Source organism: Weizmannia agrestimuris, from assembly GCF_943193165.1.
Classification (GTDB): domain Bacteria; phylum Bacillota; class Bacilli; order Bacillales; family Bacillaceae_C; genus Weizmannia; species Weizmannia faecalis.
Genome location: NZ_CALPDC010000002.1, coordinates 17,184 through 31,056, shown reverse-complemented (window position 1 = coordinate 31,056; position 13,873 = coordinate 17,184). Strand labels below are relative to the sequence as shown.

At 48.8% G+C, this 13,873-nt stretch carries 16 protein-coding genes and 1 pseudogene; 2 read left to right on the top strand and 15 right to left on the bottom strand.

From position 1 onward, the window contains the following. Nucleotides 1-33 precede the first annotated feature (33 nt). The 7 genes from spoIIIAC to NFR98_RS01425 all read right to left on the bottom strand — a co-directional run bounded on the left by spoIIIAC (nt 34) and on the right by NFR98_RS01425 (nt 4,679). Nucleotides 34-237: a stage III sporulation protein AC gene (gene spoIIIAC, locus NFR98_RS01455; protein WP_013859618.1), complete on the bottom strand. Its 204-nt coding sequence runs from the start codon at nt 235-237 to the stop codon at nt 34-36. Nucleotides 238-268: 31 nt separating this feature from the next. Continuing rightward, on the bottom strand, nt 269-784 hold the full coding sequence (spoIIIAB, locus tag NFR98_RS01450) for a stage III sporulation protein SpoIIIAB (protein ID WP_061565225.1): 516 nt from the start codon (nt 782-784) through the stop codon (nt 269-271). Next, nucleotides 777-1,703 carry a stage III sporulation protein AA gene (gene spoIIIAA, locus NFR98_RS01445; RefSeq protein ID WP_061565226.1) on the bottom strand — a complete coding sequence of 309 codons (927 nt, stop codon included), beginning with the start codon at nt 1,701-1,703 and terminating at the stop codon, nt 777-779. The genes spoIIIAB and spoIIIAA overlap by 8 nt, the downstream gene beginning before the upstream one ends. 208 nt (nt 1,704-1,911) lie before the next feature. Then, the gene (gene efp / locus NFR98_RS01440; RefSeq protein ID WP_017550512.1) at nt 1,912-2,469 is read right to left on the bottom strand and encodes an elongation factor P; all 558 of its coding nucleotides are present in this window, start codon (nt 2,467-2,469) and stop codon (nt 1,912-1,914) included. 49 nt (nt 2,470-2,518) lie between these two features. Beyond that, on the bottom strand, nt 2,519-3,580 hold the full coding sequence (locus NFR98_RS01435) for a M24 family metallopeptidase (RefSeq protein ID WP_014098051.1): 1,062 nt from the start codon (nt 3,578-3,580) through the stop codon (nt 2,519-2,521). Continuing rightward, complete coding sequence (gene aroQ / locus NFR98_RS01430) at nt 3,574-4,029, bottom strand: type II 3-dehydroquinate dehydratase (RefSeq protein ID WP_014098050.1); 456 nt, start codon at nt 4,027-4,029, stop codon at nt 3,574-3,576. The genes NFR98_RS01435 and aroQ overlap by 7 nt, the downstream gene beginning before the upstream one ends. Nucleotides 4,030-4,160: 131 nt before the next feature. Next, nucleotides 4,161-4,679 carry a YqhR family membrane protein gene (locus tag NFR98_RS01425; RefSeq protein ID WP_230090457.1) on the bottom strand — a complete coding sequence of 173 codons (519 nt, stop codon included), beginning with the start codon at nt 4,677-4,679 and terminating at the stop codon, nt 4,161-4,163. 178 nt (nt 4,680-4,857) lie between these two features. On the opposite strand from NFR98_RS01425, the gene NFR98_RS01420 reads away from it, so the two are divergent. Next, the gene (locus NFR98_RS01420; protein WP_014098048.1) at nt 4,858-5,781 is read left to right on the top strand and encodes a DUF1385 domain-containing protein; all 924 of its coding nucleotides are present in this window, start codon (nt 4,858-4,860) and stop codon (nt 5,779-5,781) included. 158 nt (nt 5,782-5,939) lie between these two features. After that, complete coding sequence (locus NFR98_RS01415; RefSeq protein WP_014098047.1) at nt 5,940-6,305, top strand: SA1362 family protein; 366 nt, start codon at nt 5,940-5,942, stop codon at nt 6,303-6,305. Nucleotides 6,306-6,322: 17 nt separating this feature from the next. Here the strand turns inward: NFR98_RS01415 and NFR98_RS01410 are convergent, their stop codons facing one another. The 8 genes and pseudogenes from NFR98_RS01410 to NFR98_RS01375 form a co-directional block, all read right to left on the bottom strand. Further along, nucleotides 6,323-7,207, bottom strand: coding sequence for a patatin-like phospholipase family protein (locus NFR98_RS01410; RefSeq protein WP_014098046.1), 885 nt, complete (start codon nt 7,205-7,207; stop codon nt 6,323-6,325). Nucleotides 7,208-7,365: 158 nt separating this feature from the next. Then, a complete protein-coding gene (locus NFR98_RS01405; protein WP_014098045.1) occupies nt 7,366-8,316 on the bottom strand; it encodes an NAD(P)H-dependent flavin oxidoreductase in 951 nt (316 codons plus the stop codon). Nucleotides 8,317-8,344: 28 nt separating this feature from the next. After that, complete coding sequence (paaX, locus tag NFR98_RS01400) at nt 8,345-9,238, bottom strand: phenylacetic acid degradation operon negative regulatory protein PaaX (protein WP_071451930.1); 894 nt, start codon at nt 9,236-9,238, stop codon at nt 8,345-8,347. 42 nt (nt 9,239-9,280) lie between these two features. Next, the gene (locus NFR98_RS01395; RefSeq protein ID WP_251459538.1) at nt 9,281-10,480 is read right to left on the bottom strand and encodes an acetyl-CoA C-acyltransferase; all 1,200 of its coding nucleotides are present in this window, start codon (nt 10,478-10,480) and stop codon (nt 9,281-9,283) included. 2 nt (nt 10,481-10,482) lie between these two features. After that, complete coding sequence (locus tag NFR98_RS01390) at nt 10,483-11,346, bottom strand: 3-hydroxyacyl-CoA dehydrogenase (protein ID WP_026104521.1); 864 nt, start codon at nt 11,344-11,346, stop codon at nt 10,483-10,485. A 161-nt stretch (nt 11,347-11,507) separates the two neighbouring features. Next, nucleotides 11,508-13,025 (bottom strand): aldehyde dehydrogenase family protein, encoded by a 1,518-nt coding sequence (locus NFR98_RS01385; RefSeq protein ID WP_014098041.1) that lies wholly within the window; start codon nt 13,023-13,025, stop codon nt 11,508-11,510. Nucleotides 13,026-13,044: 19 nt separating this feature from the next. Continuing rightward, nucleotides 13,045-13,308: an enoyl-CoA hydratase-related protein gene (locus NFR98_RS01380; RefSeq protein WP_110139055.1), complete on the bottom strand. Its 264-nt coding sequence runs from the start codon at nt 13,306-13,308 to the stop codon at nt 13,045-13,047. After that, nucleotides 13,283-13,786 (bottom strand): annotated as a pseudogene (locus tag NFR98_RS01375) (NAD(P)/FAD-dependent oxidoreductase); the annotation flags it as partial. The gene NFR98_RS01380 and the pseudogene NFR98_RS01375, both read right to left, overlap by 26 nt. Nucleotides 13,787-13,873 lie beyond the last annotated feature (87 nt).

Here is a 13,873-nt window from a genome sequence, read left to right as displayed (position 1 = left end):
ATTTCAATGGGAAATCCCCCCTTTTTTCCCGGCTTACTGAAAAAGAAAGACCGTTTTGATTTTGGAAAACAAATCCCCTACGATGGATGCCACTAAAAACAAAATGTAAAGAAAACCGAGAAGCGTAACCCATTGCGCATATTCTTTTTTGCCAACCTGGTCAAGAATCGTGTGGAGAAATGCGACGACAATCCCGACCCCGGCAATTTTAAAAATGATATCCACATCAATGCCCATTGCTTTTCCCCCAATATGATCCGTGCATCTCTCAGATCAGTAAAATAGCGATCAGTAAACCCGTGAGGACGCCAAGGCTTTTTGCCATTTTTTCATAGCGGAGCTGCCTTTCGTGCGCTTCTTTTTCTTCCCGTTCCAAATGTGAAAGGGCCAGGAGCAGCTGCTTTTGCTCGGTATAGCGGTCATGTTTGCCCAGGTTTTCCCCGAGTTGCCGCAATACTTCATACTCATTTTCTTTCAGGGCCGTCATTTCCCAAATCCCGTCAAGGCTTTTTTCCCATGCTTCTTTTACCGTTGTTTCCAATGTTGTCAACTGGCCGGCAAAGGAACGGAAGAAGGCGGCAGCCGGATCCGGAAGCTGGTCTGACAGTTTTCTTGCCGCTTCATGCAGCGGGGTATGCCCGTACATGATTTCCACCTCCAGTGCTTGAAGCGCGCTTTGAAAAATTCTTAGCTGGCGGGGGCGTTCGCTTAACCGTTTCGCTGCCTCAAAGCCGATGAAACTGGTGGCGAACACAATCAGTGCTGCTCCAAAAAGTTTAAGCACGGGAAACACCTTCACCGGTACGAATGATGTTCCCTTCCGCATCCCGGACTGCTGTTACCCTTCCCGGCCGGCTCCCCCGCGACAGTTCGAGAAAACGGTCAAACGCATACAATTCGAGGATTTTCTTTAAAATCGGGCGCTTATTTATATCCCGGAAGTTTTCCCCGTGCGTTGTCATGACGAGCGAAATGCCCGCATTTACCGCCTCCATAATTGCCGCCGCATCTTCTTCGCGGCCGATCTCATCCACGATGATGACATCCGGGCTCATCGACCGGATCAGCATCATCATCCCTTCCGCTTTCGGGCAGGCATCCAGCACATCGACCCTTGGCCCGAAATGGAGTTGCGGGATGCCGTGGACGCAGCCGGCAATTTCAGACCGTTCGTCGACAATTCCCACTTTGGCGGGCGAAATGCCGCGTTCCGGGATCCCGGTTGAAATCAGCCGTGCGATATCCCTTAAAAATGTCGTTTTCCCGGTCTGTGGCGCCCCGATGATCATCGCGGACAACCAGTGCCCGTTGTGAAGGGCAGAAAGATAAGGATCTGCAGTTCCGATTTTTTCCCGGGCAATCCGGATATTAAAAGATGAAAAATAGCGGATCGCCTTTACTTGTCCATTTTCAAGAATGACTTTCCCCGCGAATCCGACACGGTGCCCGCCGCTGATCGTGACATATCCCTTTTTCAGCTCTTCTTCAAGGGCGTAAAAGGAGAAATTCGCAAGCCGGCTGATCAGCTGCTCGGCATCGCTCTCCGTTGGCATGTAGCGCAAAAAATGCGGGATTCCTTTTGAAGTAATTTCAAGCGGGCGGTTTACGCGGATGCGGATTTCTTCCACATCTTCGAGTATATCCCCCAACTTTTCCAGCTGGTTGGATAAGGATTTCGGCAAAATGCCCAGCAAATCTTCCATTCTTCATCCCTGCTTTCAAAACATACAGTTTGGTTCATGGATAGTACAATCTATTCGCCAGGTTTGAAAACTATGACAAGGAAGCAGTGGCAGGCTCCGAAAGTTTAAGTTGTTTATAATATGATTATGTAAACTTATTTTTTCCTATCTTGCCGGAAAAGCAAAAAAGCTTGACGCCGTTTGGGACGCCAAGCTTATTTCAAAGCAATCAGGCACGGGACACGTATGAACCGTCCGTTGTATTGATGATCAATTTATCGCCTTCATTTACAAAGAAAGGCACCTGTACCGTCAGGCCGGTTTCAAGCGTGGCCGGTTTGGACCCGCCTGTTGCCGTATCGCCCTTTACCCCCGGTTCCGTATGGGTAACTGTCAGCGTGACCGTATTCGGGAGTTCAATGCCGAGCGTTTCTCCTTGGTACATGATCATTTGCACTTCCATGTTTTCCAGCAAGTATTGCAGCTCGTCTTTAATTTGGGCGCTGCTCAGCTCGATTTGTTCATACGTTTCCGTATCCATAAATACGTGCTGGTCGCCGTTTGCATATAAATACTGCATTCTCCGGTTGTCGATCTGTGCCCTTTCGACTTTTTCGCCGGCACGGAACGTTTTTTCCTGGATGGCGCCGGTACGCAAATTGCGAAGCTTCGAGCGCACAAAAGCGGCGCCCTTTCCCGGTTTAACATGCTGGAAATCGAGGACGCGCCAGATGCCGCCATCCACTTCAATCGTTAAGCCGGTGCGAAAATCGTTTACTGAAATCATATTTTTCCTCCTACATGTTCATTCGATCCCCTGTTAAGGGCTGTAACTATTATAATATAATCAGTTCTTTTGCGGAATGCGTCAGCAATTCATTCGAATTTTCGGTCATCACCGTATCGTCTTCAATCCGGACGCCGCCGACACCCGGCACATAAATACCCGGTTCGATGGTGACAACCATGCCCGGTTCCAAAGTATAAGCCGAGCGCATGGAAAGATTCGGGCCTTCGTGGATTTCAAGGCCGATCCCGTGCCCGAGGGAGTGGCCGAACGCTTCACCATAACCTTTCTGAGCAATATAATCGCGGGAAATGGCGTCTGCTTCAACACCGGACATGCCCGGTTTAATGTTTTCGACGGCAAGCAGCTGCGATTCCAGCACAATATTGTAAATTTCCTTCAATTGCTCGGAAGGCTCCCCGACGGCAACCGTCCTTGTTATATCCGAACAATAGCCTTTATAGAGCGCACCGTAATCCATCGTGACCAAATCGCCTTTTTCGATCACTTTGTCCGTCGCCACCCCGTGCGGCATGGCAGAGCGGAGGCCGGATGCGACGATGGTATCAAATGAAGAAGCGGTCGCGCCGCATTTCCTCATGAAAAATTCGAGTTCATTGGAAACTTCCAATTCCGTGACGCCCGGTTTTAAGAAGTCAAGGATATGTTTAAAAGCAGCATCTGCAATATCCGCAGCTTCTTTTAATATCTTAATTTCCGCATCTGTTTTGATCAAGCGCAAATTTTCAACAAGTCCGGAAACCGGGACCAGTTCTGCATCGAGTAGCCCTTCATACGTTTTAAAAAGCGCATAGCTCATATGGTCCTGCTCAAACCCAAGCCGTTTGATTCCCATTGCTTCTACCTGTTTGGCCACTTCCTGTTCCACCGGCCCCTGATGCTGGACGATCTCGTAGCCTTCGCACTCTTTTGATGCCTGCTCGACATAACGGAAATCCGTAATAAATTTTGCCGCTTCCCCGGATATAAGGACAATCCCGGTCGTTCCCGTAAAATTGGACATATAGCGGCGGTTATACGGACTTGTAATGAGCAAGCCGTCAATAGCGGCCTGCGGAAATGTTTCTCTTAATTTCTCCAGTTTTAACATCTTTCTTCCTCTCCCTTTTCTGCCTCAAGCAAAGCCATGAGGGCAAGCTCATAGCCGTACAGCCCAAGGCCCGCAATTTGCCCGCGCGCAACAGCCGCCGTTACAGAATGGTGGCGGAATTCCTCGCGAGCATGGATATTCGAAATATGTACTTCAATCACCGGTAGACGGATGGCACTGATCGCGTCCCGCAAAGCATAGCTGTAATGCGTGAACGCGCCTGGATTGAAAATAATCCCGGCAAAGCCTTCATCCCCGGCAGCATGGAGCTTGTCAATCAGGGCGCCTTCATGGTTGGATTGGAAAAAACCGATGGCAACGCCGTACTTTCGGGCCGCCGCTTCCATGTGCGCCATCAAGGTTTTTAGCGAATCTTTCCCGTAAATGCCGGGTTCCCTTTGCCCGAGCAAATTCAGATTTGGGCCGTTTAATACGAGGTATTTTTTCATTTCAAGCACCTTTTTCCCATATTTAACGTGCCCATTTTACCACAAATTGAAGAAAATTTCTATTTTTTAACTTTCCGGTCGCATGCATCTCCCTGAATCCGGGTCTCGCGCTTCTTCCCGCCCGGATCGATTTACGGGAGCGGGTTCGACTGCCTCTCCAGTTTTCTCTTAAAAACCCGGCTTCTTTCATACTCAAACGAAATCGAGTAACCGATAAACACACCGTAGAGAATGTAAATGCAACAGCAAGTGATAATCGTATTGGCATCGAGTTTTAAAAAAGGCTTCATGCCGGGAAAAATCGGATTCAGCACAATCAGGACGACCGCGCACAGGCAAAGCCCGTAGATCGCGCCCACCCACATCGATTTCAATTTTTTAAAGAAAAGATAATAGACAAGGGCACAGCCGGTAGAAAACAATCCGTATACCAATATGGAAATGGTTTTTCCGATCCACATTTTGCGCCAGGATCCGACCGTAAATGGTTCAAGCAGGACATTCGGTTCAATCGCCGTAAAATGAAAAGAAAAGCATAAATAGGCAACCAGGCTCCAAATGATCCCGCCCGCAAATCCGGTCATAAGCACCATTTGAAAAAAGGTCATGGAATGCTCCTGGTTTTTCAATGCTTTACTGTTATTTTCCATATTTTCCACCCCTTCACATGTGACGGCGCGCATCTTTTCTTTCTTATCTTTCCCATAAGTCTTTCCCCTAGTCGTATTTAAAATGATTTAGTAAAATAAGCGTAAGTAACGTTTCGGAAATCCATTCCGTTTTAAACGGGAAAGAAACATTCGAAGTTTAGGTTTGGGGGAGAAGAAATTGACAAAACCAGCTTATGGCGGCCAGGCAGTCGTGGAAGGGGTCATGTTCGGCGGAAAGCGGCATTCGGTCACTGCCATCCGCCGCAAAAACAACCGGATCGACTTCTTTTATCTGCCGAAAAAGACGCGCCCGTCCATTCAAAAATTAAAAAAAATCCCGTTTTTGCGCGGGATCATTGCCATCATTGAATCATCCGCAAACGGGGCAAAGCATTTGAATTTTGCAAGCGAGCGGTATGATGTTGACCCGGAAGAAGACGAAAAACGGAAGGAAGCAGCCCCGGCAAAAACAACGGTGGTGCTCGGCGTGGCTGCTGCCGGCGTCTTGTCCTTTTTGTTTGCCAAATTTTTCATGACGCTGATTCCCGTTTTTCTGGCAGAACTGACAAGGCCGTTTTTTCCCGGGGATACCGCGCAAATTCTCATTGAAGGCGCGTTTAAGCTGCTGCTCGTGCTTTCGTATATTTATTTGATTTCTTTAACGCCGTTTATCAAGCGGGTATTCCAATACCACGGGGCTGAACATAAAGTCATCAATACGTTTGAAAACGGGCTTGCCCTGACCGTTGAAAACGTCCGCTCACAATCGAGGCTGCATTACCGGTGCGGCAGCAGTTTTATTCTGTTTACCGTGATTGTGAGCGTCCTGATTTATACGCTTGTCCCGACAGATCCGCTCTGGCTTCGCCTCACCGACCGGATTTTGCTGATTCCAGTTGTGCTCGGCACGTCGTTTGAAGTCCTTCAGCTGACCAATAAAGTCCGCCATATTCCGGTTTTGAAATATCTTGGCTATCCGGGCCTGTGGCTGCAGCTGTTAACGACAAAAGAGCCGGATGACAAGCAAATTGAAGTTGCGATTTCCTCCTTTCAGGCGCTGCTTGAACTGGAATCGGGTGATCCAGCTTCTGCCGCCCGTTAAAAACGGCGTTTGAAGTTTCCAGTGCATGGGAATACATTTACTATCACAAGCTTGTTTGTGCGACGGGGAACCAACCTCAAAATAAAAACGGCCGGAACCGTATAAACTGATAGAATGATGGAAAAAATGGTTAGGAAAACATGAGGAGGTGGCTTTTGTTGAAGACGCGTCAATGGATCATCGCCGGCATTTTTCTTTTGGCCCTGCTTGGCCTGGGTTCCTCTTTGTTTCATGAGCCGGTTGTATTCTTAAAAAGGGTTTTGATAGCCTTCATTTTTGCGGCAGTGCTTTTGGCTGGCATGCGTTTCTTGCTCAAGAGAAGCACGAATGTTTCCAACCAGGAGCAAAAAGCATTTTTAAAAGCCGCCCGCAAATCCAGAAAAAGAATGAAAAAACGGAATATGAAGGTCCATACTGTCCACACGGTTAAATTTTCAAAACGGCCGCTGCGCAAAAAATCCAATGTCCAGTTAACCGTGATTGAAGGCAAAAAGGGCAAAAAGAAAAATCGAGCTGTCTACTAAGCTCGATTCTTTTTTAATTAATAGGACCACGTTTTCAGAAACGTTTCTGTTTTTTTCCGGCCCGCCTCGATTAAGGCTGCTTTTTGTTCGGCGGAAAGCTGAAAATCTGTGGCAGGTACGCCATCTGCAGCGATAAAAATAATGTCCTTTTCCAGTTTTCTTGAAATATAGCGGGCATCATGGGCGTCTTTCATCGTCTTGAACAAGGCATCGAACAGCTGGATCGCATTTTTTATCTCCGCATTTGGCTCTTCCGATTGTTTCGAGCTTAGCGTAATGCCAAGCACCGGCCGCGCCTTTTTTTCTTCCGGTTTGACAAACAGCCACATCGGAAAATTGCTTAAAACGCCACCGTCTGCAATAAGGCTCGTGCCTTCCAGCGAGCGCAGCCGTACCGGTTCGAAAAAATACGGGATGCTCGCGCTCATCCGGATGGCCTTTGCTACCGGAAAGGTTTGCCATGGCACCCCGTAACGCTCCAGGTCATCAGGCAATACAACAAGCCGGTTATGGGTAAGATCGGATGCCGTGAAATAAAGGGAGCCTTTTGGAACATCTTTGAACGTGTACACCCCTTTAGAGGCGAGTTTTTCCCCGATCCATTCCTCAAACGCGGCGCCCCTGTACAGCCCGAGCCGCCAATACAGCAGCAGCCATTTCGCAAACGGCACCGGCAGCAGCGTTTTCCGCTCGTCAAGGAACGCGGCCGCGTCTGTTTCCGCAAGCATTTGCTTCATTTCGCCGCTTGTATAGCCTGCAGCCAACAGCCCTGCAAAAACGGAACCGACGCTTGTGCCGGCCAGCCGTTTAAACGTAAATCCCCTTTTTTCCAATACTTCCAATGCCCCGATGAGCGCAAGGCCTTTTATGCCTCCACCGGAAAAAACCGCATCAATTTCCATGGAAACCCACCCTTGGATTCGCATCGGGCGTTTCGGTTTGTTGGTCAGAAAAGATACGGAATGTTGGCAGGATGCCCTGCTTGAGCGAAAGATGAAAAATGCTTTTTTATTATTTTAGCGCACAAGGAGAGGAATTAGAACAAAGCGTTCATACGGGACTATAACCGTGCCATGCTCCTGGTTAGCACAGCCTGCGCTTCCTTTACCATTTTTTCTAATAATTGGGCAACAGACGGGCAGTCCTCAATAAGGCCGGAAATTTGGCCCCCGTTTATAAAACCGTGCTCCATATCGCCTTGAAGCGCTCCCCTTTCATGATGGGCTTCGCTTGTCAGCGCTTTAAAGCGGTCCGGATCCGCGCCGCTTTCTTCCAGTTCGCGGAGATAGTCTGCGTACGCATTTTTGAACACTCTGCGCATCATTTGGTATCGTCTGCCGATGATCATCGTCGCTTCATCTGTTGCTTCCATTACAGCCTTCTTATATACAGGGTGAAACTGCGCTTCTTTTGTTGCGATGAATCTCGTCCCCATTTGCACGCCGTATGCCCCGAGCGAAAGTGCCGCCGCCAAACCTTTGCCGTCCGCAATCCCTCCCGCTGCGACAACCGGAATGTTGACCGCTTTTACAATCTGCGGAACGAGCACCATTGTCGTGCTTTCATTGGCAGCATTGATTCCTGCTGCTTCGTATCCTTCGCATACAAGGATATCAGCCCCCGCTATTTCCGCTTTTTTCGCCTGGCGGACAGTGGAGGAGACACAAATCACTTTTATGCCGTTTTGATGCAAAACCGGGATATATTTCGAAGGGTTGCCGGCAGATAGGGAAACAACTGGAATCTTTTTTTCAATGGCTAACCGGATGACTTCGTCCGCGTTTGGATGAACCGAAATGGCAATATTGACGCAGCAGGGGGAAGCGGCCAAGCTGCGCATTTTATCCATTCTTTTTTCGATTTCCGCTACGGGCAGCGTCCCGGCGCCAATCGTTCCCAGCCCGCCAGCGTTGGAAACACTTGCAGCAAGGGCAGGATCACTGATATTTCCCATCCCGCCCTGAAAAACCGGAAATTTGATGCCCAACATTTCAGTTACCGGATTTGCCACTTGATCGCTCCTTTCTGCGCCCGAATGATCATGCTTTTTCAGTTATAAGCGGATGGTCAAACACATCATAATGTTTGCTTTTCTGAAAAGTGTCGTATCCTTCAGAAAAAATGTCTTCAAAAAAATCATTTGCCGGTTTGGCAAGGATTCGGTAATAGTCCCGGAAAAGCGCGGCTGCTTCCTCCCCTTTCCATTTTTCCGGCAGCAGTTCTTCCGGCAAACCGGGATCCACAAACAATAGTTTCCGGTAATTATGGACAAGCATCGTCCGTTCGACAAAGCAGTCCTGATTCGTCATTTCCCCTCTTTTCATCTTTTCTTTGACGCTTTCATATTTTTCCCGGTAATGGGCCATAAAATCTTCATACCGGTCGTTCATATAATCAATATCCCATAATTCATGCACAAGTTCTTTATCGGATTTGCCCCATACATTTTCGGCAGTGAAGATTTTGACATATTCATTGATCCCATACTTGTCGATGATCCCTTTCATTTCATCCAGCAAATCATTCGGCGTAAGCCAGACACTGTTTAACAGGAGGCCGAAGCCGCTCCACATCAGTTCTTTTCTCAGTTCATCCCTGATGTTCCGCTTTTTTTCGGGTATCGTATACAGAAAAAACCGCCATTTGCCGTCCCATTTGCCCGGGTTCAGTTTAAAAATCCGCCCGGCAGCCTCATTCATCCGTTTTACACCGCGTTCAGTCAAAGAATAGTAACTGTTGTTTCCTTCTTTGCGGCTTTCCACCCAGCCTTGTTTGCTCATGCGGGAAATGGCAGCACGGACAGATTGCTCATGGTGGCCGAACGCTTCCAGCAATTTGATTAAACTGCCAATCCAAATTTCGCTTCCGTAATGGCGGATGTAATCGCCATAAAGCGTAAAAATCATCGAACGCGTATTTAACGTTTTTTCCATTTATAAACTCCTTGTCTCTGCCAAAGATCTCTTTCCCCCATTTTAAATTTTTTCGATAACGGTTGCAATCCCCTGGCCCACCCCGATGCACATCGTAGCGAGCCCCCGTTTTGCCTTTCGCTTTTGCATCTCGTGGACGAGCGTTGTTAAAATTCTCGCGCCGCTTGCTCCCAATGGATGTCCGAAAGCAATCGCCCCTCCGTTTACATTGACAATCTCACTGTCCAGTTCCAGCTGCCGGATGCATGCAATAGACTGGGAAGCAAAGGCTTCGTTTAACTCGACAAGATCAATATCCGAAATAGTAAATCCGGCGCGCTTTAATGCTTTTCTCGTTGCGTACACCGGGCCGAGCCCCATGATCCTTGGTTCCAATCCTGCCGTTGCGCTGGCGACAAACCGGGCCATCGGTTTGATGCCCAATTGGACAGCTTTTTCAGCGCTCATCAATAGCACGGCAGACGCCCCGTCATTGATGCCCGATGAATTTCCGGCCGTCACCGTGCCTCCTGCAAAAAGCGGTTTCAGCCTTGCTAGTTTTTCCGGCGTAGTATCGGGGCGGGGATGTTCATCCTGGGTGACAGACACGGATTCCCCCTTTTGATTCGTATACACGACAGGCACGATTTCATCTTGAAAGCGGTTTGCTTCCATGGCCGCTTTCGCCCTCATTTGGCTCGTAAAAGCAAAGGCATCCTGCGCTTTCCGGCTGATATGAAATTGCTTTGCGACATTTTCCGCCGTTTCCGGCATGCTGTCTGTCCCGTACATTTTCTTTAATTTTTCATTGACAAATCTCCATCCGATCGTTGTATCAAACATTTCCAAATTGCCCCTCGGGTAGCCGTTTTCCGGCTTTGCCATGACAAACGGCGCCCTTGTCATGCTCTCCGTTCCGCCGGCAATATAAAGATCCCCGTCACCAACCATGATCGCTTTGGCTGCGATATTGACAGCATCGAGGCCCGATCCGCATAAGCGGTTAACGGTTGTGCCGGCGGTTTCGACCGGAAGTCCGGCGAGCAATGCAGCCATTCTTGCGACATTCCGGTTTTCTTCGCCCGCGCCGTTCGCATTTCCGAGAATGACCTCTTCGATTTCGTTCCAGGGAACTTCGGGATGGCGGCCGAGCAACGCCTTGATGGCGGTTGCCGCCAGATCGTCCGGCCTTACTGATTTTAACGCTCCTTTATATCGCCCAATCGGTGTTCTGACCGCATCAACGATGACGACGTCTCTCATCTTCATTCTCCTTCAACCGTTGTGTAATCATATACGCCCTTGCCTGTTTTCCGCCCAAGCCTGCCCGCTTTCACATACTTTTCCAGTAAAGGCGCCGGCCGGTACTTTTCGCCAAGCTTTTCATGCAAGTAGCGCAAATTGTTTAGCCTTGCATCCAAACCGACCAAATCCGCCAATTCAAACGGCCCCATCGGAAAATTCAAGCCGAGCTTGACGGCTTTATCGATTTCTTCCGCTGTCCCTACCCCTTCCTGCAGCATGTAGAACGCTTCATTTCCAACTAAACAGCTGATTCTGCTTGTAACAAAGCCGGGAAATTCATTCACGATCACCGTTTCTTTCCCCATTTTTTCAGCTGTTTTTTCAGCCCGTTGAACCGTTTCATCGCTTGTTTCAAGCCCCCTGATGATCTCGACAAGCGGCATTTTATGCACCGGATTGAAAAAATGCATGGCAATAACAGATGCGGGACGGGTAGTAAAAGAACCGATTTCAGTCGGGCTCATCGTTGATGTATTGGTCGCAAGGATGCAACCGGCAGGCGCAAACCTGTCCATTTTTTCAAACACTTCTTTTTTTATTTCCGTTTTTTCCGGCACTGCCTCGATGATCACATCTGCACAACCGGCTGCAGCCGGCAAATCAACGGTATATTCGATATTTGCCTTTATCCTTTCAGCATCTGCCCCGTTGATTTTCCCCCTCGAAAGCCCTTTTTCCATGACGGATTCAATCCTGTTTTCCGCTTGATGCAAGATGTCAGGCCGGACATCTACCAGTCTGACTTTGAAACCGCCGAGTGCGCCCGCATAAGCAATGCCGCACCCCATTACCCCTGAACCAATGACAACCAATGTTTCCGCCATCATACCACTTCCTCTTTACATTTTCTATCTTTTTAGACGATTTTTAAAAGAAGCGAACCCATCCCGAAAGAATGCGTTCGCTTCTTATTTGTCCATCTTGCCCTGCCGGATACCCGTTTCACTGCCAGTGCAGCAATGAGTGCCTTTATTCGACCGGAAGCTTATAACTGAAACGGGTTTAAAGGTTTTGCCCCTGCATAAGTGAGTACACTCTTGGTTTCACTGTATAAATCGAGGCATTCGAAGCTTAATTCGCGCCCGAAGCCGGATTGTTTATATCCGCCGAACGGTGTCCCCGGGAATGCGGAGAACGGGCTGTTGACCATGACAATGCCTGCCTGGATGCCGTCTGTGACCCGCTTAATTAGGCCCTGGTCCTTTGCCCAAATGCTTGAAGCCAGGCCGTACTTCGTCGCATTTGCAAGTTTTACGGCTTCCTTCTCCTCTTTAAAAGGCATCACCACCACGACCGGCCCAAAAATTTCTTCCTGGGCAATTTTGCTGTCATTGGTGACGTTTGTGATAATGGTCGGTTCATACCAGTAACCATTTTCAAACCCTTCCACTTTAGCCGGTTTTCCGCCTGTCACGATGGTTGCGCCGGCCTGCTTTGCTTCTTCGACATAGCGGTGGATGGTTTCCAGCTGCCCTTTGCTGATGATCGCCCCGATATGCGAGGCAGGCGAAAACGGATCACCGAGCACCAGTTTTTTCGTTTTGGCCACAAATTTTTCCATAAACGCATCGTAAATGTCTTCGTGCAGGAAAATACGGGATCTCGCTTCGCACGATTGCCCGGTATTATAGAAGATGCCGTACAGGGCACCATTGACGGCGGCATCGAGATCCGCATCCTGAAATACGAGATTCGGAGATTTTCCGCCAAGTTCCAGCGTGACTCTTTTCAATGTTTCCGAAGCGTTTGCCATGATCTCTTTTCCGGTGGAAGTTTCTCCGGTAAAGGCGATTTTATCGACCCCTTCATGCTTCGCCAAATAAGACCCGATTTTCGCCCCCGGCCCGGTAATCACGTTCACAACGCCTGCCGGAACACCGGCCTCATGGCAGATTTCAGCCAGTAAAATGGCTGTAATCGGCGTAAGGCTTGCCGGCTTTACCACAACAGAACATCCTGCTGCGATCGCCGGGGCAATTTTCCATGCAGCCATCATGAGCGGGTAATTCCATGGAATGATCTGGGCAGCGACCCCAACCGGTTCTTTTTGGGTATAGTTAAAGAACTGGCCGGGAACATGGTTCACAGCGCCGCGATGTCCGACAATCACCCCCGCGAAAAACTCGAAATCTTCAATGGCCTGCATCACCTGCCCCTTTGCCGTTTCAATCGTCTTTCCGGTATTTAAAATTTCCATCTCAACAAGCGCATCAAAACGGCTGCGCATAATGGAGGCAATTTTGTTCAGGACGCGCGCCCGTTTTCCAACCGGATAGCGCCTCCATTTTCCGTGTTCAAAAGCATGGCGCGCCGCCTCAACGGCCCGGTAGACATCCGCGTCATCCGCTTTCGGCACCGTGGCGATGGCTTCGCCGGTTGCAGGATTATAGACGTGAAACGTTTCGCCGCCTGCAGCATCCACCGGTTCTCCGTTGATGACCATTTTATACGCGCTCCGTTTCATTTCAGCAGGAAATACTGCTACTTCTTTTGTTATCGGCATGCATGTTCATCCTTTCTGTTTAATTGCCTTTGTATTCCGGTTTTCTTTTTTCAAAAAATGCCCGGACCCCTTCCTTGTGGTCGGCTGTTTGCCCTGCAATCTGCTGGGCGTATGCTTCATTTTCGAGCATTTCATCCAATGTGCTTTCAAAGCTTTTTTGCATATACCGCTTCACGAGGCCGATTGCTTTTGTCGGCATCGCGGCAAGCCTTTCAGCAAAATGCTGCGTTTCCTGTTCCAAGTGGCAGGCTGGAACCACTTTCGTTAATAGCCCGGACGCCATCGCTTCTGGTGCACTGATTTTCTCCCTTAAATTTGCGCATATCATTCACAAAATAATGGAGGTTTTTGTTTTCGTATTGCAATGCCTGTTCGTGTTCAATCCGGCGCGGCTGGCATGCCCCGATACCGGCTGTAATCAAGACCGTTTTTAAAAAATGGAAGCCTGATCCTGTTTCGATGCGAAAGGTGCCGCGGCCGGTTTTCTTCACATCCTGCACCGTTTCGTTCAGCACAATCGTTGGATGAAATTGCATGGCTTGTTCGATTAACCGGTCGGCCAATGATTGCGCTTTCACTTTTGGCATACCGGTTACATCATAAATGTATTTTTCGGGGTAAAGCGCGGCAAGCTGCCCGCCAAGTTGCGACATGCTTTCAATGATTTTAACTCTCATTTGCCGCAAGCCGCCGTAAAAAGCCGCAAATAAACCAACAGGCCCGCCGCCGATAATCGTCACATCATAAACGGTTTCGTCCATCAACCGCCCTCCTTTTTATCATTTTAATTTATATAACGTTTTTAACACGTTATATATTGTTTTTGATATATAAATAGTAGCATCGGA

What these genes read in the sequence shown, in the direction of transcription:
- NFR98_RS01435 (WP_014098051.1), bottom strand. Translation starts at nt 3,580, where the DNA reads ATGTTAAAACTGGAGAAATTAAGAGAAACATTTCCGCAGGCCGCTATT.
- NFR98_RS01410 (WP_014098046.1), bottom strand. Translation starts at nt 7,207, where the DNA reads ATGGAAATTGATGCGGTTTTTTCCGGTGGAGGCATAAAAGGCCTTGCG.
- efp (WP_017550512.1), bottom strand. Translation starts at nt 2,469, where the DNA reads ATGATTTCAGTAAACGATTTTCGCACCGGCTTAACGATTGAAGTGGAT.
- NFR98_RS01385 (WP_014098041.1), bottom strand. Translation starts at nt 13,025, where the DNA reads ATGCCGATAACAAAAGAAGTAGCAGTATTTCCTGCTGAAATGAAACGG.
- spoIIIAA (WP_061565226.1), bottom strand. Translation starts at nt 1,703, where the DNA reads ATGGAAGATTTGCTGGGCATTTTGCCGAAATCCTTATCCAACCAGCTG.
- NFR98_RS01395 (WP_251459538.1), bottom strand. Translation starts at nt 10,480, where the DNA reads ATGAGAGACGTCGTCATCGTTGATGCGGTCAGAACACCGATTGGGCGA.
- NFR98_RS01390 (WP_026104521.1), bottom strand. Translation starts at nt 11,346, where the DNA reads ATGGCGGAAACATTGGTTGTCATTGGTTCAGGGGTAATGGGGTGCGGC.
- paaX (WP_071451930.1), bottom strand. Translation starts at nt 9,238, where the DNA reads ATGGAAAAAACGTTAAATACGCGTTCGATGATTTTTACGCTTTATGGC.
- spoIIIAC (WP_013859618.1), bottom strand. Translation starts at nt 237, where the DNA reads ATGGGCATTGATGTGGATATCATTTTTAAAATTGCCGGGGTCGGGATT.
- NFR98_RS01380 (WP_110139055.1), bottom strand. Translation starts at nt 13,308, where the DNA reads ATGGCGTCCGGGCTATTAACGAAAGTGGTTCCAGCCTGCCACTTGGAA.
- NFR98_RS01425 (WP_230090457.1), bottom strand. Translation starts at nt 4,679, where the DNA reads ATGGAAAATAACAGTAAAGCATTGAAAAACCAGGAGCATTCCATGACC.
- aroQ (WP_014098050.1), bottom strand. Translation starts at nt 4,029, where the DNA reads ATGAAAAAATACCTCGTATTAAACGGCCCAAATCTGAATTTGCTCGGG.